The sequence below is a fragment of the Streptomyces sp. APSN-46.1 genome, assembly GCF_022815725.1.
Lineage (GTDB): Bacteria > Actinomycetota > Actinomycetes > Streptomycetales > Streptomycetaceae > Streptomyces.
The window spans coordinates 1048524-1074627 of record NZ_JALGRF010000002.1 but is presented as its reverse complement, the minus strand read 5'-3'; the positions used below and the strand labels follow the sequence as shown (position 1 = coordinate 1074627).

The 26104-nt window shown below is 69.1% G+C and carries 22 protein-coding genes; 5 read left to right on the top strand and 17 right to left on the bottom strand.

Annotated features, from left to right (window positions below):
* Positions 1 to 292: 292 nt before the first annotated feature.
* The 3 genes from MTF65_RS11580 to MTF65_RS11570 form a co-directional block, all read right to left on the bottom strand.
* On the bottom strand, positions 293 to 676 hold the full coding sequence (locus MTF65_RS11580; RefSeq protein WP_243628464.1) for a DUF6113 family protein: 384 nt from the start codon (positions 674 to 676) through the stop codon (positions 293 to 295).
* A complete protein-coding gene (gene mshB, locus MTF65_RS11575) occupies positions 673 to 1569 on the bottom strand; it encodes an N-acetyl-1-D-myo-inositol-2-amino-2-deoxy-alpha-D-glucopyranoside deacetylase (RefSeq protein WP_243628463.1) in 897 nt (298 codons plus the stop codon). Before mshB ends, MTF65_RS11580 begins: the two co-directional genes overlap by 4 nt.
* Positions 1570 to 1639: 70 nt before the next feature.
* The gene (locus tag MTF65_RS11570) at positions 1640 to 1834 is read right to left on the bottom strand and encodes a hypothetical protein (RefSeq protein WP_008737225.1); all 195 of its coding nucleotides are present in this window, start codon (positions 1832 to 1834) and stop codon (positions 1640 to 1642) included.
* Between the two features lie 334 nt (positions 1835 to 2168).
* Between MTF65_RS11570 and MTF65_RS11565 the strand changes: the two genes are divergently transcribed.
* Complete coding sequence (locus MTF65_RS11565; RefSeq protein WP_243628462.1) at positions 2169 to 2672, top strand: DinB family protein; 504 nt, start codon at positions 2169 to 2171, stop codon at positions 2670 to 2672.
* A gap of 20 nt (positions 2673 to 2692) precedes the next feature.
* Here the strand turns inward: MTF65_RS11565 and MTF65_RS11560 are convergent, their stop codons facing one another.
* From MTF65_RS11560 to MTF65_RS11500, 13 genes are all read right to left on the bottom strand, one after another.
* Positions 2693 to 3802 (bottom strand): ABC transporter ATP-binding protein, encoded by a 1110-nt coding sequence (locus tag MTF65_RS11560; protein ID WP_243628461.1) that lies wholly within the window; start codon positions 3800 to 3802, stop codon positions 2693 to 2695.
* Positions 3795 to 4769 (bottom strand): ABC transporter ATP-binding protein, encoded by a 975-nt coding sequence (locus MTF65_RS11555; RefSeq protein WP_243628460.1) that lies wholly within the window; start codon positions 4767 to 4769, stop codon positions 3795 to 3797. Before MTF65_RS11555 ends, MTF65_RS11560 begins: the two co-directional genes overlap by 8 nt.
* A 12-nt stretch (positions 4770 to 4781) precedes the next feature.
* Positions 4782 to 5786, bottom strand: a complete 1005-nt coding sequence (locus MTF65_RS11550) for an ABC transporter permease (RefSeq protein WP_243628459.1) — start codon at positions 5784 to 5786, stop codon at positions 4782 to 4784.
* Entirely contained in the window at positions 5779 to 6702 is a 924-nt protein-coding gene (locus tag MTF65_RS11545) for an ABC transporter permease (protein WP_243628458.1), read from the bottom strand. The genes MTF65_RS11550 and MTF65_RS11545 overlap by 8 nt, the downstream gene beginning before the upstream one ends.
* A gap of 31 nt (positions 6703 to 6733) precedes the next feature.
* Positions 6734 to 8368 carry an ABC transporter substrate-binding protein gene (locus MTF65_RS11540; protein WP_243628457.1) on the bottom strand — a complete coding sequence of 545 codons (1635 nt, stop codon included), beginning with the start codon at positions 8366 to 8368 and terminating at the stop codon, positions 6734 to 6736.
* A 108-nt stretch (positions 8369 to 8476) separates the two neighbouring features.
* Positions 8477 to 9433, bottom strand: a complete 957-nt coding sequence (locus MTF65_RS11535; protein WP_243628456.1) for a GNAT family N-acetyltransferase — start codon at positions 9431 to 9433, stop codon at positions 8477 to 8479.
* 235 nt (positions 9434 to 9668) lie between these two features.
* Positions 9669 to 10721, bottom strand: a complete 1053-nt coding sequence (locus tag MTF65_RS11530; RefSeq protein ID WP_243628455.1) for an ABC transporter ATP-binding protein — start codon at positions 10719 to 10721, stop codon at positions 9669 to 9671.
* On the bottom strand, positions 10714 to 11769 hold the full coding sequence (locus MTF65_RS11525) for an ABC transporter ATP-binding protein (protein ID WP_243628454.1): 1056 nt from the start codon (positions 11767 to 11769) through the stop codon (positions 10714 to 10716). Before MTF65_RS11525 ends, MTF65_RS11530 begins: the two co-directional genes overlap by 8 nt.
* 13 nt (positions 11770 to 11782) lie before the next feature.
* Complete coding sequence (locus MTF65_RS11520; RefSeq protein WP_243628453.1) at positions 11783 to 12742, bottom strand: ABC transporter permease; 960 nt, start codon at positions 12740 to 12742, stop codon at positions 11783 to 11785.
* Complete coding sequence (locus MTF65_RS11515) at positions 12735 to 13682, bottom strand: ABC transporter permease (RefSeq protein WP_243628452.1); 948 nt, start codon at positions 13680 to 13682, stop codon at positions 12735 to 12737. Before MTF65_RS11515 ends, MTF65_RS11520 begins: the two co-directional genes overlap by 8 nt.
* A gap of 93 nt (positions 13683 to 13775) precedes the next feature.
* A complete protein-coding gene (locus tag MTF65_RS11510; protein WP_243628451.1) occupies positions 13776 to 15401 on the bottom strand; it encodes an ABC transporter substrate-binding protein in 1626 nt (541 codons plus the stop codon).
* A gap of 437 nt (positions 15402 to 15838) precedes the next feature.
* On the bottom strand, positions 15839 to 17743 hold the full coding sequence (gene typA, locus MTF65_RS11505; protein ID WP_243628450.1) for a translational GTPase TypA: 1905 nt from the start codon (positions 17741 to 17743) through the stop codon (positions 15839 to 15841).
* Positions 17744 to 18086: 343 nt separating this feature from the next.
* Positions 18087 to 20411: an ABC transporter family substrate-binding protein gene (locus MTF65_RS11500; RefSeq protein WP_243628449.1), complete on the bottom strand. Its 2325-nt coding sequence runs from the start codon at positions 20409 to 20411 to the stop codon at positions 18087 to 18089.
* Between the two features lie 371 nt (positions 20412 to 20782).
* On the opposite strand from MTF65_RS11500, the gene MTF65_RS11495 reads away from it, so the two are divergent.
* The 3 genes from MTF65_RS11495 (at position 20783) to MTF65_RS11485 (ending at position 23855) form a co-directional block, all read left to right on the top strand.
* Complete coding sequence (locus tag MTF65_RS11495; RefSeq protein ID WP_243628448.1) at positions 20783 to 21004, top strand: hypothetical protein; 222 nt, start codon at positions 20783 to 20785, stop codon at positions 21002 to 21004.
* Between the two features lie 108 nt (positions 21005 to 21112).
* Positions 21113 to 21937: a hypothetical protein gene (locus tag MTF65_RS11490; protein ID WP_243628447.1), complete on the top strand. Its 825-nt coding sequence runs from the start codon at positions 21113 to 21115 to the stop codon at positions 21935 to 21937.
* Between the two features lies 1 nt (position 21938).
* On the top strand, positions 21939 to 23855 hold the full coding sequence (locus MTF65_RS11485; RefSeq protein WP_243628446.1) for a fumarate reductase/succinate dehydrogenase flavoprotein subunit: 1917 nt from the start codon (positions 21939 to 21941) through the stop codon (positions 23853 to 23855).
* A gap of 62 nt (positions 23856 to 23917) precedes the next feature.
* Here the strand turns inward: MTF65_RS11485 and MTF65_RS11480 are convergent, their stop codons facing one another.
* Positions 23918 to 25147, bottom strand: coding sequence for a transposase (locus MTF65_RS11480; protein ID WP_243628445.1), 1230 nt, complete (start codon positions 25145 to 25147; stop codon positions 23918 to 23920).
* 143 nt (positions 25148 to 25290) lie between these two features.
* On the opposite strand from MTF65_RS11480, the gene MTF65_RS11475 reads away from it, so the two are divergent.
* Positions 25291 to 26067 carry a succinate dehydrogenase/fumarate reductase iron-sulfur subunit gene (locus tag MTF65_RS11475; protein ID WP_243628444.1) on the top strand — a complete coding sequence of 259 codons (777 nt, stop codon included), beginning with the start codon at positions 25291 to 25293 and terminating at the stop codon, positions 26065 to 26067.
* The last annotated feature ends 37 nt before the right edge of the window (positions 26068 to 26104 follow it).

Genomic DNA, 26104 nt, shown 5'->3' with positions numbered 1-26104 from the left:
GAGGGGTAAGCGGCTCCGCCGCGCCCCTGGGGCCCGGAGGACGAACTGTCAGTTTCACGACTCAAGGCAGGTTCTCCCGGTTGGCTCCGCCGCCCGTCATACCGTGCGCGGGCAGCTCGGCGGCCCGTCCACCATACTGGCCGCCGCCCGCGCGCAATCGACCACGGGGAATAAGGGGTTCCTCTTGGCCCCCTCCAAGCCCCCCTCAAGCCCCCGGAATACCTCGGTCCGCCCCCGGGCGAACCGTCCTCAACCAGCCAGTACCGGTCACCGAACGGAGTGCGACGGCACGTCAGCCGCGGGGCCCCGCACCCGGAGCGGGCCGGTCGAGCGGGCCACGCATCGTGGCGCAGATCACAGCGAGCACGGTCCCGCCCAAAAGGTATGCGTACAGGCCGATTCCGGACGAACTGAGCAGGAAGTCCCCTTCGGAGCGAGGGGCGCTGAGCACCACGTAGGACAGGAACCAGCCCGCCGCCGCCGCGCCCACTCCGATTCCGGTCCCGAGGGCGATCCGGCCCCCGAGGAACAGGCCGAGGAGGGCCGCCAGGGCGAGCAGCAGCCCGCCCGGGAACCAGAGGTCCAGCGCGAGCCAGCCGGCCGCGCCGGTCACCGCGCCCGCCGCGAACAGGCCGAGGCAGGTTGCGATCCGCCCGGCGGTCAGCCCGCCGGTCATGACCGCACCCCGGCGAACAGGTCCCGCTCGCGCTCGCCGGCCGGGGCGCCCGGCTCACCCGCGACCAACTCGTAGTACTCGCGGGCGAACAGCGGCTGCGCCAGGTCGTTCGACAGGGCGAAGAAGGGGCCGTCCACGGCGATCTGGGTGACGTGCGCCCGCATCGCGGCCGCCTTGGCCGCCACGATCGCCTCGCCGGCGGCGATCTCGGCGGTGATCCGCTCGTCGGGGACCACTCCGGGCACGTCCTCGGGCGAGGCCAGCCCCGGGAAGGACGCCGTCCCGCCCGCCGCGCGCAGCCTGGCGAAGCCCTCGTCGACCACCGAGCGCGGCACGCGGTTCCAGTAGACCTTCGCGATCCCGTGCGGATCGCCGAGGTCGCGCCGGTACGTTTCCTCGGCGGCCAGTTCGGCGGCGCGCGTGGCCACGCGGTGGGCCTGGATGTGGTCGGGGTGCCCGTACCCGCCGTCGGGGTCGTAGGTGACGAGCACCTGCGGGCGCAGCTCCCGGATCACCCCCACGAGGTACGCGGCGGCCTCGTCCACGTCGGCGGACCAGAAGGCTCCGGGGCGGCGGTTCTGCTCGGTCCCCATCATCCCGGAGTCCCGGTAGCGGCCGGGGCCGCCGAGGAACCGGTGGTCGGTGACGCCGAGTTCGGCCATGGCGGCGGCGAGTTCGCCGATCCGGTGGGTGCCGAGGGTGTCGTCGCGATCGGCCGTGAGGTGGGCGAGCGCGGGCGGGATGACCTCGCCCTCCTCGCCGAGGGTGCAGGTCACCAGCGCGACATGGGCGCCCTCGGCCGCGTACTTGGCCATGGTGACGCCGTTGTTGATCGACTCGTCGTCCGGGTGCGCGTGCACGAGGAGCAGACGACGGGCGGGAAGACCGTTCATGGGGTCAGCGTAGAGGGTGTCCCCCGGGTGCGGCCGGACCGGCCGCACCGCCCGAGCGGCCCGAGACCGCTCAGAACTTGAGGCCGCTGATCATGCCGGCCACGTTCGTGGTCAGCTGGCTGAGGGTCGGCGCGATGGAGGAACTCGCGAGGTAGAAGCCGAGCAGCACGCAGACGCACGCGTGCCCCGCCTTCAGCCCCGACCTGCGCACCAGCAGGAAGACGATGATCGCCAGCAGCACCACGGCAGAGATCGAGAGTGCCACGGCGTTTCACCTCCACGTAGAACGGACAGCGGTACGCGTACTCGTGCTCGGCGGACTCATACCCACCGTGCGCTACCGATCATAACTTTCCGTACCAGCGCATCGATCGAAATCCGGCAGCACGAGGGGCGCATGCCGCGCATGCGCAGGGGCACGGAAACGCCGGCCGGGGGGCGCGTATGCCTCCCGGCCGGCTGTCGGCACCCGCACGGCCGCACGTCAGCCAGGCTGCACGGCCCATATCTCGGGGCAGAAACGGGCAAGTTGCCGCCATGTAAACCGAGTTACGGTAGCGGTGACCGTGTCGGGGACTGTTGTACGGGGGTGGCGAGAAATGAGCGGTTGGCAGGGGCTGGCGCTGCTGATGTTCCAGCGGGTACGGGAGGAACTCGCCGGGATGGTCGCGGCCGGCGCGCTCGACCGGACCCCCGAGCCGGACGCGAACAGCGCGGCGTGGCTCGTCTGGCACATCGCGCGCGGCCAGGACCGGAACCTGTCGGAGGTCGCGGGACTCCCCCAGGTGTACGTGGAGCAGGGCTGGGCGGCGCGTTTCGGGCGCCCGGCGGACCCCTCGGACACCGGCTACGGGCACACGCCCGCCCAGGCGGCCGCCTTCCGCGGCGCCGCGGCCCCGGGCGCGGCGGAACTGCTGGGCTACCTGGACGCCGTACACGACCGGGTGGAGCGGTATTTGGCGGCGGCCCCGGACGGGGACCTCGCCCGGACCGCCCCGAGTCCGACGCTCGGCACCGCCGACCCGGTCGAGGCCCGCCTGGCCGGCCAGCTGTCGGACTCCCTGGCCCACCTCGGCCAGCTGGGCCTGCTCCTGGGCCGCTGAGCGGTCTCGGCGACGTCGGGCTACTCCTTCGACAGCCCGGGCGACGCGGCCGGCGGAGTCGGCGGGCTCGGCGGCGGAGTCGGCGGGCTCGGCGGCGGCGGGAGGTCGCCCGGGGCGGGGACCACCTGCTTCTCGGCCGCGAAATGGCAGGCCGAGGGATGGGCCGCCGGGCCCGAGGGAAAGGCCTGCGGCACCGCCAGCAGCGGGACCTCCGTCGTACAGCGCGGCTGGGCCTTCCAGCAGCGGGTGCGGAAGGGGCAGCCCGAGGGCGGGTTGGCCGGGGAGGGGACGTCCCCGGCCAGGATGATCCGCTCGCGGTGGGCCCGGGCCCGCGGGTCCGGGACGGGGACGGCCGACAGCAGCGCCTGCGTGTACGGGTGGGTGGGGTGGTCGTAGATCTGGGTGTCGGTGCCGATCTCCACCACCCGGCCCAGGTACATCACGCCCACCCGGTCCGAGATGTGCCGGACGATCGAGAGGTCGTGCGCGATGAACACGTAGGACAGGTTGAACTCGTTCTGCAGGCGCTCCAGGAGGTTGATCACCTGGGCCTGTACGGAGACGTCCAGGGCGGAGACCGGCTCGTCCGCGACGATGATCTCCGGCTGCAGGGCCAGGCCCCGGGCGATGCCGATGCGCTGGCGCTGGCCGCCGGAGAACTGGTGCGGGTACCGGTTGATGTACTCGGGGTTCAGGCCGACCACGTCCAGGAGCTCCTGGACCTTGCGGCGCCGGTCGCCCTTCGGGGCCACCTCGGGGTGGATGTCGTAGGGCTCCCCGATGATGTCGCCGACCGTCATGCGCGGGTTCAGCGAGGTGTACGGGTCCTGGAACACCATCTGGATGTTGCGGCGCACGGCCTTGAGGGCCTTGCCCGACAGCTTGGTGATGTCCTCGCCCTTGTACGTGATGACGCCGGCCGTCGGCCGCTCCAGGTGGACCAGCATCTTCGCGACCGTGGACTTGCCGCAGCCGGACTCCCCGACGATGCCGAGGGTTTCACCCGCGCGCAGGTCGAAGGAGACCCCGTCCACGGCCTTGACCGCGCCGACCTGCTTCTTGATGACGATGCCCCGGGTCAGCGGGTAGTACTTGACCAGGTTCCGCACTTCGAGGATCGACTCAGGCACCGAGGCAGTCCTTCCAGAAGAAGCACGCGCTCGCACGGTCCGGGGCGACCTCCGCCAGCGGCGGGACCTCGGTCCGGCAGACGGCCTGGGCCATCGGGCAGCGCGGGTTGAAGGCGCAGCCGGGCGGGATGGCGAGGAGGTTCGGCGGCAGGCCCTTGATCGCGTACAGCTCATGGCCCTTCTGGTCCAGGCGCGGGATCGAGTCGAGCAGGCCGCGGGTGTACGGGTGCGCGGGCGCGGCGTAGATCTCGTGCACGGGGGCCGCCTCGACGATCCGGCCCGCGTACATGACGGCGATCTTGTCGGCCACGTCGGCGACGACGCCGAGGTCGTGGGTGATCAGGATCAGGCCCATGTTCAGTTCGCGCTGGAGCTCGGCGAGCAGGTCCATGACCTGGGCCTGCACGGTGACGTCCAGCGCGGTGGTCGGCTCGTCGGCGATGATCAGGGAGGGTTCCAGGGCCAGCGCCATGGCGATCATGATGCGCTGGCGCATGCCGCCCGAGAACTGGTGCGGGTAGTCCCCCACCCGCTCCCTCGCCGCCGGGATCTTGACCCGCTCCATCAGCTCGACGGCCTTGGCCCTGGCGTCCTTGCGGGACATCCCGCGATGGACCTCGTACATCTCGCCGAGCTGCGCGCCCACGCTCAGGACGGGGTTCAGCGAGGACAGCGCGTCCTGGAAGATCATGGCCATCTCGGCGCCGCGGACCTTCCGGCGGTCGTCCTCCTTCATCTTCAGGAGGTCCTTGCCCTTGAACAGGATCTCGCCGCCCGCGATCCGGCCCGGCGGCATGTCGAGGATGCCCATGACGGCCTGGGCGGTCACCGATTTGCCCGAGCCGGACTCGCCGAGCACGGCGAGCGTCTCGCCTTCCTCCACCGAGTAGTTGACGCCGTTGACGGCTTTGGCGACGCCGTCCCGGGTACGGAACTCCACGTGGAGGTCGCGGACTTCGAGCAGCATGGTGCCCACTCCTCAGCGCAGCTTGGGGTCGAGGGCGTCGCGCACCGCGTCGCCGAGCATGATGAAGGCGAGCACGGTCAGGCTGAGCGCGCCCGCCGGCCAGAGCAGCATGTGCGGGGCGTTGCGGATCTGCGAGGCGGCGTTGGAGATGTCGATGCCCCAGGAGACGGTCGGCGGGCGCAGGCCCACGCCGAGGAAGGACAGGGTGGCCTCCAGGGCGATGTACGTGCCCAGGGCGATGGTGGCGACGACGATGACGGGCGCGATGGCGTTCGGGGCCACATGCCTGAGCAGGATCCGGGCGTTCCCGGCGCCGAGGGCCCGGGCGGCCTGGACGTAGTCGTTCTGTTTGGCGGTGATCACCGAGCCGCGGGCGATGCGGGCGAGCTGCGGCCAGCCGAGCAGCACGATGAAGCCGACCACCGGCCAGACGGTGGTGCTGGTGACCACGGACAGGAAGACCAGCCCGCCGAGGATGACGGGAATGCCGAAGAAGATGTCGGCGACCCGGGAGAGCGTAGCGTCGCCCCAGCCGCCGAAGAACCCGGCGAGCCCGCCGAGTCCCGAGCCGAGCAGGGCGGCGCCGACGGTGGCGCAGATGCCGACGGTGATGGAGGCGCGGGCACCGTAGACGGTACGGGTGTACACGTCGCAGCCCTGGGTGTCGTAGCCGAAGGGGTGGCCGGGGGCGGGGCCCTCCTGGGACTTGGAGAGGTCGCACCGCAGCGGGTCGCCGCTCGCGATCAGCTGGGGCCAGATGGAGATGACGACGAGGAACAGGATCACGAGCGCGGAGAGGATGAAGACGGGGTTGCGGCGCAGCTGGTGCCAGGCGTCGGACCACAGGGAGCGGGCCTTCTCCGTGGGCCCGGGTCCTCCGCCCGACTCCAGGGTCTTCTCCAGGCTCTCCGCCTCGTCCAGGGCCAGATCCATCTGTCCCCCCTGTCCGGTGGGTGCGATCGCTTCGTTGTCGCCCGGTTCGAGCGGGTCGTAGAGCGGCTCTTTGCGCTCAGGCATAACGGATCCTCGGGTCCAGGACCGCGTAGAGCAGGTCGACGACGAGATTCGCCACCAGGAAGACGATGACGAGGATGGTCACGAAGCCGACGACCGTCGGGGCGTTGTTGCGCAGGATGCCCTGGTAGAGCTGGTATCCGACGCCGTGGATGTTGAAGATCCGCTCGGTGACGATGGCTCCGCCCATCAGCGCGCCGATGTCGGTGCCGATGAAGGTGACCACGGGGATGAGCGAGTTGCGCAGCAGGTGCCGGGTGACGACCCGGCGGCGCGGCAGCCCCTTGGCGGTGGCCGTGCGCACGTAGTCGGCCTTGGCGTTCTCGGCGATCGAGGTGCGGGAGAGCCGGGTGACGTACGCGAGGGAGACCAGCGCGAGGACGATGCCGGGCAGGATCAGCTCGTTGAAGGGGGCGTCCGGGGAGACGGTGGGCCGGACCCAGCCCCAGTTGACGCCGAAGAGGTACTGGAGCAGGTAGCCCGTGACGAAGGTGGGCACGGAGATCACGACGAGCGTGAGCACCAGCAGGCTGGTGTCGATGGCCTTGCCCCGGCGCAGCCCACTGACCACGCCGAGGGTGATGCCGACGATGATCTCGATGACGATCGCGATGATGGTGAGGCGCAGGGTCACGGGGAAGGCGGAGGCCATCAGTTCGGTGACGGGCTGGCCGTTGAAGGCGGTGCCGAAGTCGCCCTGGAAGATCTGGCCCATGTAGTGGAGGTACTGCTCCCACAGGGGCCGGTCGAGGTAGAGGTCCTTGCGGATGCGCGCGGCGGTGGCGGGGTCGGGGGCCTTGTCTCCGAAGAGGGCCGCGACCGGGTCGCCGAGCGCGTACACCATGAAGAAGATCAGGAACGTGCTGCCGATGAACACCGGGATCATCTGGAGCAGCCGCCGGATCACATAACGTCCCATGGACTGCTCCAGGATCGTTGCCGTTGGCGGGTCAGCTGACCTTGATCTCGTTGTAGACCGGGACGCTGAACTGGTTGAGCGCCACGTCCGAGAGGCGCTCGGCGTATCCGGCGCTGCCGTTCTGGTACCAGAGGGGGATCGCCGGCATCTGCGCGGCGAGGATCTTCTCGGAATCCTGGAACTTCGCGATCGCCTTCGCCGCGTCGCTCTCCTGGTTGGCCTCGTCGACGAGCTTGTCGAACTCGGGGTCGCTGAACTTCCCGTAGTTGGAGGAGGCGCCGGTGTAGTACAGCGGCTCCAGGAAGTTCTGGATCAGCGGGTAGTCGGCCTGCCAGCCGGAGCGGAAGGGGCCGGTCAGCTTGAAGGAGCTCTGCTGGTTGCGGAAGTCGGCGAAGGTGCCGACCGGGTTGACCGTGCAGACGGGGCCGTCGCCCAGCGCGTTGTTGATGCTGTTGCAGACGGCGTCCATCCAGTCGCGGTGCGAGCCGGTGTCCACGTTCGAGGTCAGCGTCATCCTGCCGCCGGGCAGGCCGCCGCCCTCCTGGATGAGCTTCTTGGCGCCCGCCGGATCGAACGTGCAGTACTGGCCGCACAGGGTGGGGTTGAAGCCGCCCTTCTCGCCGAGGGCCGGGGAGGTCCAGTCCTTGGCCGGGGTGCGGGTCTCGCGGAAGATCTGCCGGGTGATCTCGTCGCGGTTGATCGCCATCGAGATGCCCTGGCGGACCTTCTCCATGCCCGTCTTGTTCCATTGGGCGTCGTAGAGGGGGAAGGTGAGGGTCTGGATGATGAGGGCGGGCTGGTTGATGTACCGGTCGCCGAGGTCGGCCTTGACGTTCTTGAGCTGCTGCGCCGGGACGTCGTCGACCAGGTCGAGGTTGCCGGAGATCAGGTCGGTGTAGGCGGTGTTGTTGTCGGTGTAGACCTTCAGGTCCACGCCGCCGTTCAGCGCCTTGTCCGTGCCCGGGTAGCCGTCCCACGCGCGCAGCTTCATCGCCGTGCCCTTGGTGTACGAGTCCACCGTGTACGGGCCGTTGCCGACGGGCTTGGCCAGCCAGCCGGTGTGGTCGGTGAAGAAGGACTGGGGCAGCGGGGAGAAGGCCTGGTAGCCGAGGGTGTCGGGCCAGGTGGAGAACTTCGCCTTGAGGGCGACGGTGAAGGTCTTGTCGTCCTTGACGACCAGTCCGGACATCGTCTTGGCCTTGGGTTCACCGGAGGCGGGGTGCACATCCGCGTAGCCGACGATGTTGTCGAAGAAGGTCGCGTTGTTCTGTTTGTTGCGCACGTCGGCCGCGTAGTTCCAGGCGTCCACGAAGGACTTCGCGGTGACGGGCTCGTCGTTGCTGAACTTCCAGCCGTCCTTCAGCGTGACGGTGAAGTTCTGGCTGTCGGTCGTCTCGATCTTCTCGGCGACCATGTTCAGGGCCTCGCCGGTCTTCGGGTCGTACCGCTTCAGACCCCGGAAGAGCATGTCGAGGACCTTGCCGCCCTGGACCTCGTTGGTGTTCGCCGGCTCCAGTGGATTCTGCGGGTCACCCCACGAAGAGCTGATGATCCCCGCGCCCTCGCCACCGCCTCCGCCGCCGTCGCTACCGCCGCCGCAGGCCGTCGCCGCGAGGGCGACGGCCATCGCACATGCGACCCACTTGGCGTGGGTGGCTCCGCGCATGGAGTGCCTCCTCCTGGATCCCAAGACTCGCTTAGGGCCCAATGTCACCCCATGAGGGGTCACACACACTCCGCGTTGGACTGATTGCACCCGCACGACACCCGGCTGTCACCCCTGCGAGTGCAAGGGCAGCTCCCAGGTGTCCACCGCGTAGTGCAGGCGCATGCCGTGCGCCTCGTAGAGCCCGAGCGCGCCGGTTTCGTTGTGGACGTCCACGCCGAGACCCACGGTGTCCCGGCCGCGCGCCGCGTAGGCGGCGAAGCCGTGGCGCAGGAGGAGGCCGCCCATGCCCTGGCCGCGCAGGTCCTGACGTACGCCGATGTGGTTGATCCAGCCCATGCTGGTGCGGTCGTCGCGGGTGAGCAGCACCCCCACGTCGCCCCGCCCGGGCAGGCTCGCGATCCACACGAGGGACCAGTCGAGCGCGCGGGCGTCGATGTGGTCGAGCCAGGGCTCGTACGCGCGCTCCACATGGCCGAAGTGGGCGGCGAAGGTCTCCTCGACCAGGGCGTGGGCCCGGCGGCGGTCGGCCTCGTCGGCCGCGCAGTGGCGCAGGGTGAGCCCGTCCGGCGGGGCCGGGGGAAGGTCGGTGGCCGGGTTCAGGGCGCGGGTCATCACCTGGTAGCGGCGGACCGAGCGGTAGCCGCGCGCGGTGAGGAGGGAGAGGTCGAGGGTGGGTTTCACGTTGAGCTGGATCCGGAGCCAGGCCTGCTCGGCCCCGGCGGCCAGCTCGCGGGCGCGGATCTCCATCAGCTGCAACAGGTACTGAGCGGCTTCGCGGTGGCCGGGCAGTACGTAGTGGTCACCGTGGACCTGGCCGGGCTCTCCGTCTGCCCAGACCAGGGCATAGCAGACGAGCCGCGAACCGTGGAACGCGAGCCAGGAATCGGTGGCCAGATCGATGTCGGGGCGGTTCAGATCGGCTTCGACGCTGCCGAGATCAGTCTCCGGGCGACCGATCTCGATCACGTCGACGGCATTGAGCAGGGCGCAGATGTCGGCCGCGTCCCCTGGTCCGGCGGGGCGGTGGGTCAGGACGGTCAAGACAGGCATCTCGTCGGTCATCCGGCCACTGTCGGGCGGCGCGGCGTGCGGGCGCAACTCCCTTTCGGGAAGCACCTCTCCAGCCCCGCCGGGCACACTCCGGCCTCGCCGGCGTTCGATGCGCGGGGGCTCGGGGGCGGAGCCCCCGCAACGGCGCCGCACGCGTCGGCTCCGCGCCCCCCGGCCCGGGGAAACGCCAGGGCGCCCGGGCCGGAGGGATCCGGCCCGGGCGCCCGGGGCTACGTACAGCGGGGGATCAGACGGCCAGAACGGCCTTCTCCTCCGCGAAGTGGCAGGCCGACTCGTGCGCGGCCAGGGTGTTGAGGCCCTGGAAGCGCGTCGGGATCGCCAGCAGCGGCTCCTCCGTGGCGCACCGCTCCTCGGCCTTCCAGCAGCGGGTGCGGAAGCGGCAGCCCGACGGCGGGTTGGCCGGCGAGGGGACGTCACCGGTGAGGATGATCCGGTCGCGGCCCTCGCGGGCGGCCGGGTCGGGGACCGGGACCGCCGACAGCAGCGCCTGCGTGTACGGGTGGGTGGGGTGGTCGTAGATCTGGGAGTCGGTACCGATCTCGGCCATCTTGCCGAGGTACATGACGCCCACGCGGTCCGAGATGTGCCGGACGATCGAGAGGTCGTGCGCGATGAAGACGTAGGACAGGTTGAACTCGTCCTGAAGCTTCTCCATCAGGTTGATGACCTGGGCCTGCACCGACACGTCGAGCGCGGAGACCGGCTCGTCGCAGATGATGATCTCGGGGTTGAGCGCGAGGCCGCGGGCGATGCCGATGCGCTGGCGCTGGCCGCCGGAGAACTGGTGCGGGTACCGGTTGATGTACTCCGGGTTCAGACCGACCACGTCCAGGAGCTCCTGGACCTTGCGGCGCCGGTCGCCCTTCGGGGCCACCTCGGGGTGGATGTCGTAGGGCTCCCCGATGATGTCGCCGACCGTCATGCGCGGGTTCAGCGAGGTGTACGGGTCCTGGAACACCATCTGGATGTTGCGGCGGACGGCCTTGAGGGCCTTGCCCGACAGCTTGGTGATGTCCTGGCCCTTGTAGAAGACCTCGCCGGCCGTGGCCTTCTCCAAGCTCATCAGTAGCTTGGCGACGGTGGACTTGCCACAGCCGGACTCGCCGACGATGCCGAGGGTCTCGCCCTGGTAGAGGTCGAAGGAGATCCCGTCCACCGCCTTGACGGCGCCGACCTGCTTCTTGAACAGGATGCCCTGGGTCAGCGGGAAGTGCTTGACCAGGTTGCGGACCTGGAGGATCGGCTCGCGCTCGGTTGTGTTCTTGGTGAGCTCAGCCATGGATCTGCTCCTTCCAGAAGTGGCACGCGCTGCCGCGGCCGGGCATCTCGGTGCCGTCCTGCTCGGTCACCGGGTGCAGCACCGGCACGTCGGTGCCGCAGATGTCCTGCGCCTTGGGGCAGCGCGGGTTGAAGGCGCAGCCCGACGGGATGTTGAGCAGGTTGGGCGGCAGGCCCTTGATCGCGTAGAGCTCCTGGCCCTTCTGGTCCAGGCGCGGGATCGAGTCGAGCAGGCCGCGGGTGTACGGGTGCGCCGGGCGGCTGTAGATCTCGTGGACCGGGGCGGTCTCGACGATCCGGCCGCCGTACATGACGGCGATCTTGTCCGCGACGTCGGCGACGACGCCGAGGTCGTGGGTGATCAGGATCAGGCCCATGTTCATCTCGCGCTGGAGCTCCGCGAGCAGGTCCATGACCTGGGCCTGGACCGTCACGTCGAGAGCCGTGGTCGGCTCGTCGGCGATGATCAGGTCGGGCTCCAGGGCCATCGCCATGGCGATCATGATGCGCTGGCGCATACCGCCCGAGAACTGGTGCGGGTAGTCCCCCACGCGCGCCTTGGCGGCGGGGATCTTCACGCGGTCCATGAGCTCGACGGCCTTGGCCGTGGAGTCCTTCTTGGACATCCCGCGGTGGACGCGGAACATCTCGCCGAGCTGGGCGCCGACGGTGTGGACCGGGTTCAGCGAGGACAGCGCGTCCTGGAAGATCATGGCGATCTTCGAACCGCGGATCTTGCGGTACTCCTCGGCCGGGAGCTTGAGCAGGTCGGTGCCCTGGAAGAGGATCTCACCGCCCGCGATCTTGCCGGGCGGCATGTCGAGGATGCCCATGATGGCCTGAGCCGTCACGGACTTGCCCGAGCCGGACTCGCCGAGGACCGCGAGGGTCTCGCCGGAGTTCACGGAGTACGAGACTCCGTTGACGGCCTTGGCGACACCGTCGCGGGTGTGGAACTCGACGTGCAGGTCGCGCACTTCGAGCAGCGGGGTCCCCTCCGGCGCGGAGCGCGGGGCGGGAACGTTCGAGGTCTTGTCGATGATGGTCAACGTACGCCCTTCCTCAGCGCAGCTTCGGGTCGAGGGCGTCGCGCACCGCGTCGCCGACCATGATGAACGCGAGCACGGTGATGCTCAGCGCGGCCGACGGGAACAGCAGCACGTGCGGTGCCTGGAGCCAGCGGACGGACGCGTCACTGACCATCAGGCCCCAGGAGATCTGCGGGGGCTGGACGCCGATGCCCAGGTAGGACAGGGCCGCCTCGGCAGAGATGAACCCACCCAGGCTGATCGCGCTGACCACGATGACCGGGGCGACGGCGTTCGGCAGGATGTGCCGCAGCGTGATGCGCATGGTGCCGGCGCCGAGGGCGCGGGCGGCGACCACGTAGTCGTTGTTCTTGTTCTGCAGCACCGACGAGCGCATGATCCGGAAGATCTGCGGCCAGGCGAGGATGGCGAGCACCAGCGAGACGGTCCACGCGTTGCCCGGCAGAGTGGACATGATCAGCATGCCGCCGAGGATCAGCGGGATCGCGAAGAAGATCTCGGTGAAGCGGGACAGGACGCTGTCGACGACGCCGCCGGTCCAGCCGGCGATCAGGCCGAGGAGGCCGCCGACGGTCATCACCAGGAAAGTCGTCAAGGTGCCGACGATCACGGAGTTGCGCGCGGCCCACACGGTGCGCGTGTAGACGTCGCAGCCCTGGACGTCGAACCCGAACCAGTGCTCGGAGTTCGGCTTGCGGAGGGAGTCCTCAAGTTTGCAGGTGCCCGCGTCGAAGGGGCTGCCGGAGGTGAACAGCTGCGGCACGGCTGCGACGACCAGCAGGAACACCACGAGTGCGGCACCGATGATGAAGATCGGGTTGCGGCGCAGGTCGTCGATCGCGTCGGACCAGAGGCTGGCCTCGCGGTCCTTCTTCTTCTTCGCCTTGCCCTTGTCCGCCCGAGAGCCGGTGGAGGGGGCTCCGACGGTCTGGGTGTCGGTCATCGAGTCCTCCACCGTAGTCGTGTTACGCATAGCGGATCCTCGGGTCGAGCACGGCGTAGAGCAGGTCCACGATCAGGTTGGCGACGAGGTAGATGAGGACCAGGAGGGTCACACCACCCACCACGACGGCGCCCTGCTTGAGGTACACGGACTGGGCGAGCAGACCGCCGATACCGTGGATGTTGAAGATGCGCTCGGTGATGATGGCGCCGCCCATGAGCCCACCGAGGTCGGCACCGAGGAAGGTGACGATCGGGATCAGCGCGTTGCGCAGCGCGTGGTTGAGCACGACACGACGGCGAGGCAGGCCCTTGGCGGTGGCAGTGCGCACGTAGTCGGCGCGCATCGTCTCCATCAGGCTGGTACGGGTCAGTCGGGCCACGTACGCCAGCGAGACGGAGGCGAGGACGAACGCCGGGAGGAGGTAGCCGCGCAGTCCGTCGTTCTCGTTGAACGAGACGGAGAAGATCTCGATGCCCCAGTTGTTCTTGAGCTGCACGCCGAGGGTGAGCTGAAGAACGAAGCCGGTGACGAAGACGGGGATGGAGATGACCATCAGGGTGGAGATCAGGACCAGCTGGTCCAGGAACTTCCCGCGGCGCAGGGCGGCCATGATGCCGGCCCCGACGCCGACGATGGCCTCGATGACGAAGGCGAAGATCGCGAGGTTCACCGTGTACGGGAACGCCTCGGAGATCAGGTCGAGGACCTTGCGCCCGGTGAGGGTCTCACCGAGGTCGCCCTGGAACACACCGCTGATGTAGTTCCAGTACTGCACGAAGAACGGGTCGTCCAGGTGGTACTTCTCGCGCAGCATGGCGGCGACGAGGGGGTCGGCCTTCTTCTCGCCGGCGAGGAGCTGAATCGGGTCAGCACCGGGCATCCAGAAGGTCAACGCGTAGATCAGGAAAGTGGCACCGAGCAGCACAGGGATCGCCTGTATGAGTCGGCGGATGAGGTAGCGGCCCATCAGACCTCCAACAGAAGAACAGGGGATGGGGCGGGCAGTCGGAAACCTGATTCCGACTGCCCGCCCCCAGAGTCCCCTTGGTGACGAGGGGTGTTAGTTGCGCTCGACCTTGGCCAGGTCCATGCGGCCCTGGGCGTCGACCTCGACGTTCTTCACGGACTTGGTGTAGGCCGAGGAGGACATGTAGGTGTAGACCGGGATGTACGGAAGGTCCTTGATGATGATGTCATCGGCCTTCTGGTACAGCTTCAGGCCCTCGGCCGGGTCGGTGGCCTTGTCGGCCTCCGCCATCACCGTCTCGAACTCCTCGTTGACGTAGCCGCCGTAGTTGGAGCCGGTTTCGATCGCGACCTTCGAGAAGATCGGACGCAGGTAGTTCTCCGCCGCCGGGTAGTCCATGGACCACGCCATGCGGAAGCCGCCCTTGTACTTCTTGGCCTGGAGGTCGTCCAGCATGTCGCCGAACTTGGCGAACGGCTTGGTCGTGACGTCGACGCCGAGGTTCGCCTTCAGCTGGTTGGCGACGGCCTCGATCCACTCCTTGTGGCCACCGTCGCCGTTGTAGCCGAGCTCGATCTTGTTGCCCGGAACACCGCCGGCCGCGGTCCACAGCTCCTTGGCCTTGGTCGGGTTGTAGGTGCCGACCTCGCCCAGCGCGCCCTTGCGGTAGCCCGGGATGATCGGGCTGATGAAGTCGTCCGCCGGCTTGCGGGTGCCGTTGAAGATGGTCTTCGTGATGGCGTCCCGGTCGATGGCCATCGAGATCGCCTTGCGGATCTCGACCTTGCCGAACGCCTCCGGGTTGGACGCCAGCGGCAGACCGATGTAGCCGACGCCCGACTCGGGCTTGTAGAGGTAGCGGTCGCCGAACTCCTGGGAGACGGTGGCCATCGCCGAGATCGGGAGCTTGTCGGTGATCTGGATATTGTCGGCGCGCAGGTCGTTGTACGCCGTGTCCAGGCTTTCGTAGATCTTGAAGGTGACGCCCTGGAGCTTCGCGCGGCCCTCGGCCGGGAAGTTGTCGTAGCGCTTGACCTTGATCTGCTTGTTGTGCTCCCAGGCGCCGTCCATCTGGAACGGGCCGTTGCCGATCGGCTCCTCGCCGAACTTCTTCGGGTCGGCCTCGAACGCCTTGGGCAGCGGGTAGAAGGCGTTGTAGCCCAGCATGCTCTTGAACTGGGAGAACGGAGCCTTCAGCGTGACGGTGAAGGTCTTCTCGTCAACGACCTTGAGGCCCTTGAGCTCGGTGACGGTGGGCTTCTTGTCCTTGCCCGGCGCCAGCTCCTCGGAGCCCTCGATCTTGTCGAAGAAGGGCAGGCCCTCAGCGGCGTTGTCCTGGTTGGCGCCCCAGTTCCAGGCGCGGACGAACGACTGGGCGTCGACCTTCTCGCCGTTGTGGAAGGTGTAGCCGTCCTTGACCTTGATCGTCCACGTCTTCGAGTCCGTGGTCTCGATCGACTCCGCGGCCGCGAGCTTCGGCTCGTTGGTCTTGGAGTCGTAGTCGACCAGGCCGACGAAGAGCGCGTTGAGGACCTCGGCGCCTTCGGACTCGGCGGTGTCCTGACCTATCAGCCGGTGCTGCGGCTCGCCGAGCTCCACGGTGATGTTGCCGCCGCCCTTGGCGGCAGAGTCAGAGTCCTTGCTGGTGCTGCAAGCCGTGGCGGCCATCGCCACGATGACGGCACCTACGACCCACTTGGCGCTCGTTGCTCCGCGCATGGGTTTTTGCCTCCTCAGGAGTCACTGTCGATACGTGAAGGACCCGGCTCCCGCTGACACCCCTGACAGCGAAATCCGGTCCCATCGTGTGTGCTCGTGAGTCGGCGCTCCCCACAGCGCGTGACCCATTGACCCGAGCTAATGGAGTCATCCTCAGGGACACCCAGGCCGTAAACCACACTTAAGTGGTCTCGTTTTCACAACATCACCGCATGGCGAAAACCCGAAATCCGGACAAACGGATAGGAGACAGACACGTGCGAAACGGACGGTTGGACCACCTTCCGGAGATTCGTGGTCGGTATGCGGACACCTGAACGCAATAATCCGGTTGACAAAAGCGAACAGCCCCTCTAGCCACAAAGTCCGTGGCTGGAGGGGCTGTTCGGTCGTACGGGGTCAGGCACTTTCCAGACTGCGCTGGATGAACCCGGCTACTACTTGCCGGACTTGGCGCGCGACGCGGTGCGCGAGCGCTCCTTCTGGTCCAGGACGACCTTGCGGATGCGGACGGCCTCCGGGGTCACCTCGACGCACTCGTCGTCGCGGCAGAACTCCAGGGACTGCTCCAGGGAGAGCTTGCGCGGCGGAATCACGTTCTCCGTGTTGTCCGCGGAAGCCGCACGCATGTTGGTGAGCTTCTTCTCCTTGGTGATGTTCACGTCCATGTCGTCGGAGCGCGAGTTCTCGCCGACGATCATGCCCTCGTACACCTCGGTGCCGGGGTCGGTGAACAGGACGCCGCGCTCCTGGAGGTTGATCATCGCGAACGGCGTGACCGAACCCGCGCGGTCCGCGACCAGCGAACCGTTGTTGCGGGTGACCAGCGGGCCGAACCACGGCTCGTGGCCCTCGTGGATGGAGTGGGCGATACCGGTACCGCGGGTGTTCGTCAGGAACTCCGTACGGAAGCCGATGAGGCCGCGCGACGGGACGACGAACTCCATGCGGACCCAGCCGGAGCCGTGGTTCGACATGTTGTCCATGCGGCCCTTGCGGATGCCCATGAGCTGCGTGACCGCGCCCATGTGCTCCTCGGGGACGTCGACGGTCATGCGCTCGACCGGCTCGTGCACCTTGCCGTCGATCTCCTGCGTGACCACCTGCGGCTTGCCGATGGTCAGCTCGAAGCCCTCGCGGCGCATCTGCTCGACCAGGATGGCGAGCGCGAGCTCACCGCGGCCCTGGACCTCCCAGGCGTCGGGACGCTCGGTGTCGAGGACACGGAGCGAGACGTTACCGACCAGCTCGCGGTCCAGACGGTCCTTGACCTGGCGGGCGGTGACCTTGCGGTCCTTGACCGCGGACTTGGCGTCCGCGCCCTTGCCGCTGCCGCCGCGGCCGACCATCGGGGAGGTGTTCGTACCGATGGTCATGGAGATCGCCGGCTCGTCCACCGAGATCAGCGGCAGGGCGATCGGGTTCTCCGGGTCGGCCAGGGTCTCGCCGATCATGATCTCGGGGAAACCGGCGACCGCGCAGATGTCACCCGGGCCCGCCACCTCGGCCGGCTTGCGGGTGAGCGCCTCGGTCATCATCAGCTCGGTGATGCGGACGTTGGAGATGGAGCCGTCACGCTTGATCCACGCGACCGTCTGGCCCTTGCGCAGCTCGCCCTGCTCGACGCGAACCAGCGCGATGCGGCCGAGGAAGTTGTCGGCGTCCAGGTTGGTGACGTGCGCCTGGAGGGGCGCCGCCTCGTCGTACACCGGGGCGGGGACGTGCTCCAGGATGGTGGAGAAGAACGGCTCCAGGCTGTCGCTGTCCGCGGGGACGGTGCCGTCCTCGGGCTTGGTCAGCGACGCGACGCCGTCACGGCCGCAGGCGTAGACGATCGGGAACTCGATCTGGTCCTCGTCCGCGTCCAGGTCGAGGAAGAGGTCGTACGTCTCGTTGACGACCTCGTCGATCCGGGAGTCCGGACGGTCGGTCTTGTTGATGCAGAGGATGACCGGCATCTTCGCCTGCAGAGCCTTGCGCAGGACGAAGCGGGTCTGGGGCAGCGGACCCTCGGAGGCGTCCACCAGCAGAACGACGGCGTCCACCATCGACAGACCGCGCTCGACCTCACCACCGAAGTCGGCGTGGCCGGGGGTGTCGATGATGTTGATCGTGATCGGGGCCCCGCCGTCCTTGGGGTGATACTTCACCGCCGTGTTCTTGGCGAGGATCGTGATGCCCTTCTCACGCTCCAGGTCGTTCGAGTCCATCATGCGGTCGTCGAGGTGCTGGTGGGCGGCGAAGGCACCGGCCTGCTTGAGCATGGCGTCGACGATGGTCGTCTTGCCATGGTCGACGTGGGCGACGATGGCGACGTTACGGATGTCGTGGCGCGTGGGCACTTCGGCGCTTCTCCCGGGATCGTGGATGGCGTCGCGTACGGTCCGGCACGCGCGCCTCGACCGGGCGGAAAACCTGCCACGGCCTTACCCCATGGTACGTCGAATGGCGGGAACCGCTCGCCGGGGGGTCTGTCAAGAGGCCGGACGACTGAGGAAGCCCGGGTGCGGGGTGGGGGGTCCCGGGCGGTGGTGGTGCGGGAATTCACGCGGGTCAACGGGCGGGTCAAGGGGTGTGACACGACCTTGCCCGCCGGGGTGTCCGGCGGGCAAGCGACTTGAGTCACATCTGAGCTTGGTGCCGGTGGATCAAGGTGACTGGCACCTCTTTGTCACCACTTCTTCTTCAGTTCTTCTTCTCGTTCTTGCCCTGGGCGGCCGCCGGCTTCTTCCAGCCGATGTCCTGGAAGCGGGGGGCGCCGAGGCCGAAGGCGCCCGCGTTCACCAGGCTCGGCTTGGTCGCCACCAGCTCGGGGCGCTGGTAGAGCGGGACGGAGCCGGCGGCGGCCCAGATCCGGGCGTCCGCCTTGCGCATCAGCTCGCGCGAGGCCCCCTCGTCGAGCTCGCCGAGCGCCTGGTCGAAGAGCTGGTCGATGTGGTCGGTGCCGACCCGGGTGTAGTTCTGTTCGACGAGGAGCGAGCCGTCGGCGGCCGGCTCCGGCTTGGCGAAGATGGGCCGGGCGTCGGTGGCCGGGTAGGCGGTCGCGGGCCAGGAGTAGAGGGCCAGGTCGTACTGGCCCGAGGCGACGTGGTCCTTGAAGAAGCTGTCGTCGGCCACCTTGGTCAGCTCCGTCTGGACGCCGATCTTCTGGAGCATCCGGGAGATCCGCTCGCCGACCGTGCGCAGGGACTCCGAGCCGGGGCCCGACGGGAGGACGAACCGCAGGGTCAGCGGCTTGCCGTCCTTGGCCAGCACGGTTCCGGAGGTACGGGCGGCCTGCTTGGCCGGGGGCGCGGAGGGCTTCGCGGGATCGGCCGCGACGCCGTCGCGGGCCGGGGCCCCCTTACCGTCGTCCCCCGCGGCGGCGTCGGCGGCGGCCCGCGCCACGCCGGCCTGAGCCAGCAGCGCGGCCTCCTGCTGGGCCGCGAACGGCAGGAGCCTGTCCGCGGGGCGGCCGTCTCCGTTGCGGCCGTCTTCCTCGCCCACGATGTAGAGGCCGTCGTCGCCGGTACCCGGCCCCGATGTGGTCTTCGCGTCGTCCTTGCCGTCCTCCTTGCCGTCGTCCGCCGCGCTCCCCTCGGGGCCGGCCTTGGCGCCCGACGGCTCGTTGATCTTGCCGCCCCGGCGCCAGCCCGCGTCCGCGAGCAGCGCCTGGGCCGCCTGCATGTCCTGGCCGCCAAGAGCGTCGCTGTTGTCGGCGTACGCCCGCTGCCCGGCCAGCGCCAGGTGGCTGCCGACCGGCTTCGCCGGCAGGCCCAGGGGCTTCAGTACGAGCTCCGCCAGGGCCTGGCGGTCCAGGGCCCGGGCCACTGCGCGCCGGACCCGCTCGTCGGCCAGCGGGCCGGAGGCGCCGTTCATGGCGAGCTGGGTGTAGGCGGGCTCCAGGGACTTGCGGATCGTGAAGGTGCGCAGGGCCTTCTGTTCCTCGGCGTAGCGCTCGGCGGCCGCGGCGTTCCGTGCGCGGCTCGCCTGCTCCGCCCTGGCCTTGTCCTCGTCCGCGCCGTGCGCGATCGCCCACGACATCGTGGCCTGCGCGGCCGTCACCGAGGTGCCGGGGCCGTGGACCGGGTCCCCGGCGGCCCCCTGCGCGCCCGTTCCGTCCGGTGCGCCCTGCGCGTTCTTCGCCGCCTTCTCGCGCTCCGCGTCCCGGTGGGCCAGGGCGATCCGGTCGGCGCCCGAGCGGTCGATCTCCGCCAGGTCGAGCTTGCCGGCGGCCAGCGCGGCCGGGCGCTCGGCCCGGGGCACCGCCGTCAGCACCAGGGTGTCCAGCTTGGCCGGCCGGCCCCACCAGCGCGCGTTGCGGGTCAGGGCGACGGTGCCGGTCTTCTTGTCGATCGCCCCGAGGTTGAAGGGTCCGGCGGTGACCTTGAGGGCGCCGCGGGCTCCCTCGTTGAAGGCGTCCGGGGTGCCGGTGACCTGCTTCGGGTAGAGCGGGGAGAACAGTGAGCGCCAGTCGGTGTACGGCTTGGCGAAGGTGACCTTGACCTCCAGGTCGTTCTTGCCCCGCTCGATCTTCTCGATCCGGTCGTACCCGGCGTTGCGGGCCGTCCAGTACGCCGAGTCCTTGCCGTTCAGGGCCCGCCACTGCGCCACGAAGTCGGCGGCGCCGATCTCGCGGCCGTCGCTCCACACCGCCTGCTGGTGCAGCTTGTACAGGACGACCTGCTTGGGCTCCCGGGCGACGATCTCGGCCTTTTCCAGGTAGTCCGGATTGGCCGCCGGCTGCCCCTTGGCGTCCAGGACGAACAGCTGCGGCAGCACGGCCCCGGCGATCCGGGTGGTGGTGGCGTCCGCGTCGGCCTGGAAGGTGTTCAGGGTGTCGGGCAGGGTGTCCACGGCCCAGCGCAGCACCCCGCCGTCGGCGATCTGCTCGCGGGAGGTGACCGCGATGTCCTGTCCGGCGGCGACGGGGCCGCCTTCCTCGGCACCCGCGCCGCAGCCCGCGAGCAGCGGCAGTGCGAGGACTCCCGAGGTCAGGAGCGCCAAGGACCTGCGCCTTCTCTGGGACATGGGTGGTACCTCCGGGGCGGGGCGTGGAAGAGCGGGGGCTCGGGCAGCTTGATCACATTTGGCGGTATATGGAGCTGATCACACTGGGTGCCGGAATCCACTGAAATCCACATGCCGTCACACCTCCCGCAGGGGGCCCGCGCCACGCCGCCAACCCCACCCGTGCGGACCAATCCGGCTTGCGGTCAAGCCGGGGAACCGACGAGCGTTCCCTCGGGAGAGGGATGAAAATGGGGGCAGGGAGGGGCGCACAGATCGCGCCTGCGCGCCCGCAATCGCTGCACGTCCCTTCACAACCGGGGACGGGAAGCGCGACACTCGCAGGCGCACATGAGCGTTGCCACCGCACCCAGCGGAAGTGAGGGCAAGTCATGTCCCTGCAAGATGATTTGACCGCCGTACGACGCAACCTGAACGAGCTCGTCCGCTCGGTGGAGCGGCTGGAGAAGGACGTCGCCCGGCAGTCCCCGGCCGCCTCCAAGCCTCCGGGCGAGTCGGGAATGGTCACCGTCCCGGACACCCCGTACGACAGCTCGCTGTGGACGGACGCCGACGACGAGGGTCTCGGCGCCCGCGATCGCCACGCACCCTGACGAGGTCTCCCGCACCCCCCGCACACCCCCGCAGTCCCCATCCGGCCCAGCCGCCTCCCGCGGCTGGGCCTCGTGGGTCACCCCTCATCACTCCACTCGGAGTCCCCTTTGGCCACAGGTACAGAACCACCCCGACAAGCGGCCGGAGGCGTCCACGGCGCCTCCCGCGCGGCGATCGCGGCCCGGCATCTGCGGACCGACCGGTGGTGGCTCGCCCCCGCCGGCACCGCGGCCGGGCTGCTCGCGTTCATCGTCTACTCGACCTGGCGGGCCTTCGCGAACGCCCACTACTACGCGGCCCCGTACGTCTCCCCGTTCTACTCCCCGTGCCTCGCGGAGAACTGCGAGGAGATGCGCGCCGGCCCCAACTTCGACCTCTTCGGCAGCTGGTGGGGCCTGTCCCCCGCCCTGCTGATCCTCGTCTTCCCGCTCGGCTTCCGGCTGACCTGCTACTACTACCGCAAGGCGTACTACCGGGGCTTCTGGGCCTCGCCGCCCGCCTGCGCCGTCGCCGAGCCGCACACCGCGTACACCGGTGAGACCCGCTTCCCGCTGATCCTCCAGAACGCCCACCGCTACTTCTTCTACACGGCGCTGCCGGTCGCGGCCGTCCTCACGTACGACACGGTGCTGACCTTCCGCAACGACCGCTACGAGTGGGGCCACATGGGCCTCGGGACGCTGCTGTTCGTCGTCAACATCGTGCTGATCTGGGCTTACACCCTCTCCTGCCACTCCTGCCGGCACATCATGGGCGGCCGCCTGAAGCACTTCTCCCAGCATCCGGTGCGCTACCGGCTGTGGGGCTGGGTCAGCCGGCTCAACACCCGCCACGCGCTGCTCGCGTGGGCTTCCCTGATCAGCGTGGCCCTGTGCGATTTCTACGTGTACCTGCTGGCCAGCGGCACCTTCGACGACCCGAGGATCTTCTGACATGACCCAAGTCGACCGGCAGCAGTGGGACGTGGTCGTGGTCGGCGCGGGCGGCGCCGGGCTGCGGGCCGCGATCGAGGCCCGCGAGCGGGGCGCCCGTACGGCCGTGATCTGCAAGTCCCTCTTCGGCAAGGCGCACACCGTGATGGCGGAGGGCGGGATCGCCGCCTCCATGGGCAACGTCAACGAGGACGACAACTGGCAGGTGCACTTCCGCGACACCATGCGCGGGGGCAAGTTCCTCAACCAGTGGCGGATGGCGGAGCTGCACGCGCGGGAGGCCCCGGACCGCGTCTGGGAGCTGGAGACCTGGGGCGCGCTCTTCGACCGCACGCCCGACGGGAAGATCTCCCAGCGCAACTTCGGCGGGCACGAGTACCCGCGCCTCGCGCACGTGGGCGACCGTACGGGCCTGGAGCTGATCCGCACCCTCCAGCAGAAGATCGTCGCCCTCCAGCAGGAGGACTTCAAGGAGTACGGGGACTACGAGGCCCGCCTCAAGGTCTTCCAGGAGTGCACGGTCACCCGGGTTCTGAAAGATCGCGGCCTCAAGGACGGGGAGAGGGTCTCGGGGGCCTTCTGCTACGAGCGCGAGTCCGGCCGCTTCTTCGTGCTGGAGGCCCCGGCGGTGGTCCTGGCCACGGGCGGGATCGGGAAGTCCTTCAAGACCACCTCCAACTCCTGGGAGTACACGGGCGACGGCCACGCGCTGGCCCTGCTCGCGGGCGCACCCCTGCTGAACATGGAGTTCGTGCAGTTCCACCCGACCGGCATGGTCTGGCCGCCCTCGGTGAAGGGCATCCTCGTCACCGAGTCGGTGCGCGGCGACGGCGGGGTGCTGCGCAACAGCGAGGGCAAGCGGTTCATGTTCGATTACGTCCCCGACGTCTTCAAGGAGAAGTACGCCCAGTCGGAGGAGGAGGGCGACCGCTGGTACGAGGACCAGGCCAACAACCGCCGGCCGCCCGAGCTGCTGCCTCGTGACGAGGTGGCGCGCGCCATCAACTCCGAGGTGAAGGCGGGCCGCGGGTCCCCGCACGGCGGGGTCTTCCTGGACGTGTCCACCCGGCTTCCGGCCGAGGTGATCAAGCGCAAGCTGCCCTCGATGTACCACCAGTTCAAGGAGCTGGCGGACGTGGACATCACCGCCGAGCCGATGGAGGTCGGCCCGACCTGCCACTACGTGATGGGCGGGATCGCGGTGGACTCGGACACCGCCGCCACGGTCGGCGTCCCGGGGCTCTTCGCGGCGGGCGAGGTCGCGGGCGGTATGCACGGCTCGAACCGGCTCGGCGGGAACTCCCTCTCCGACCTGCTGGTCTTCGGGCGGCGGGCCGGTCTGCACGCGGCCGAGTACGCCGCCTCCCCCGTCGGGCGCCCGGCCGTCTCCCAGGCGGAGATCGACGCGGCCGCGACCGAGGCGCTGGCCCCGTTCCACGCCGCCGACGGCGCGGAGAACCCGTACACCCTCCACCAGGAGCTCCAGACGACCATGAACGACCTGGTCGGCATCATCCGCCGCGAGGGCGAGATGGCCGAGGCCCTGAAGAGGCTGGCCGGTCTGCGGGTCCGGGCGGCCCGCGCGGGCGTCGAGGGGCACCGACAGTTCAACCCGGGCTGGCACCTGGCGCTGGACCTGCGGAACATGCTGCTGGTCAGCGAATGCGTGGCCCGGGCGGCCCTGGAGCGCACCGAGAGCCGCGGCGGGCACACCCGCGAGGACTGCCCGTCGATGGAGCGGGAGTGGCGGCCGGTGAACCTGCTGTGCCGCCCGGTGGACCCCGTCCCCGCGGATCCCGCGGCCGACCGGATCGCCCTCGTCCGCACCCGTACCGACCCCATCCGCCCGGACCTGCTCGCGCTCTTCGAGAAGGACGAGCTGGTCAAGTACCTCGCCGAAGAGGAGCTCTACGATTGACTGCTCCCCTCCCTGGAGGGAGGGGATTGGCCACCCTCCAGGGCTGTTCGGGGATTTCTAGCTCACGCTGCCAGATGGGGCAGCGCCCCACCTGGTCTTACGCGATCAGCACTAGCCGGGGCCAGACCAGCCCGGACCAACATCACGCGGGCGGAGTTCTTATCCCTGGGGGATACGGCTCCGCACGCGGTGCAGGCGTAGGTTCGTTCTGAGAGGGGTAGCGCGTGCTTGGTTCTCGCTCCGCACTGCGCGCAGTCCATGGTGGTGTGCGCGGGGTGTACCAGGTGCACGATGCGCCCGTGCTTGCGGGCCATGGCGATCAGCTCACGTTTGGTCGCGGAGATCGCCGCGTCGGCTGCCTTGCGGGCCATGGTGGACTTGGCGAGGAACTTCGGCCGGAAGTCCTCCACCGCCAGGGCATCGTGGTCGCGGACCACAGCCTTGGCCCACTTGCGGCCGGTGTCCTGACGCTGGCGGGCCACCTTCTTGTGCAGCTTCGCCGTCAGCTTCTTCGCCTGCTGGTAGCCCTTCGAACCGGCCTTGCCCCTCGGGGGCTTGCGGCGGGCCGTCATACGCTGGTAGCGGGCGAGCTTTTGCGCGGCGTTCCTCCCGTGCTGGGCGTGGGGAAGGTCGTGATCGTCGGACGTGGTGGTCGCGGTTTCCTTCACGCCCCAGTCGATACCGATCACACGCCCCGTCTTGGGGAGCGGCTGCACCTGGGCGGGAATGACGAAGCTCGCGTACCAGTGCCCGAGGCTGTCACGGTAGACACGCACGCTGGACGGGCCGGCGGGGAGGTCCCGCGACCACACCACCGTCAGCACGATGCCGCCCGCCAGGTGCAGCCTTCCGCCTTTGAGGCGGAAGCCGCGCTGGGTGTAGTTGAGACTCGGCAGCGCCTCGCGCTTCTTCTTCCACTTGGGCATCCCGGCCCGCTGCCGCACCGGCAGCCGGTCAGTGATGTCTTTCTGCGCCTTGGCGCGGGACGTGCCGAAGTCGCGGATCAGCTGCTGCTGCGGAACGCTGCTGCCCTCACGCAGCCACGCGTTCCCGGTACGGGCTGCGGTCAGCATCTTGTCGAGCTGCGCCGGACCACACGTCCGCTTGTCCGCACCTTCGGGACGCTTGCTATTCCACAAGTGGGTCTGCTTCGACTTCGCGCAGCACTCGTTCCACACCCAGCGGCACCGGTCCCACTCGCCCAGCAGCGCAGCGAGCGCGGTGGACGACACGCGGACACGGAACGTCCACCGGGCGTACCCGGCGTCCCCCGAAACCTGTCGTGCCGTCATGCCAACAACCTATCCCCGACCACTGACAACAGCCGAAAGGGCAGGTCAGACCAGATGCGAACCGAACTCCGGCGCTCCGCGCCTCCGACCCAAGGACCCATTCCTTCCCGGGCTGAAGCCCGGGGCATCCAGGGAGAAATCGAGTGACTACCTACGACGCCCGCTTCCGGATCTGGCGGGGCGACGCGGAGGGCGGCGAGCTGCGGGACTTCACCGTCGAGGTGCACGACGGCGAGGTGGTCCTGGACATCGTCCACCGGCTGCAGGCGACCCAGGCCTCCGACCTGGCGGTCCGCTGGAACTGCAAGGCCGGCAAGTGCGGCTCGTGCAGCGCGGAGGTCAACGGGCGGCCCCGGCTGATGTGCATGACCCGGATGTCCACCTTCTCGCGGGACGAGACGATCACCGTGACCCCGCTGCGGGCTTTCCCGGTGATCCGGGACCTGGTGACCGACGTGTCCTTCAACTACCGGAAGGCGCGCGAGGTCCCGTCCTTCGTGCCGCCGGAGGGGGTGGCTCCGGGCGCGTACCGGATGCGGCAGGTGGATGTGGAGCGCTCGCAGGAGTTCCGCAAGTGCATCGAGTGCTTCCTGTGCCAGGACACCTGCCACGTGGTGCGTGACCACGAGGAGAACAAGGCGGCCTTCGCGGGTCCGCGCTTCCTGATGCGGGTGGCGGAGCTGGACATGCACCCGCTGGACGCGGCGGCCGAGGCGGGCCTGGACCGCAAGCGCACCGCCCAGGACGAGCACGGACTGGGCTACTGCAACATCACCAAGTGCTGTACGGAGGTCTGCCCCGAGGACATCAAGATCACCGACAACGCCCTGATCCCGCTGAAGGAGCGGGCGGTGGACCGCAAGTACGACCCGCTGGTGTGGCTGGGAAGCAGGATCCGCCGCCGTTCCGACCCCCAATAGTTCACTTCGCAGTACACAATGCCCCCTGGGTGGACGT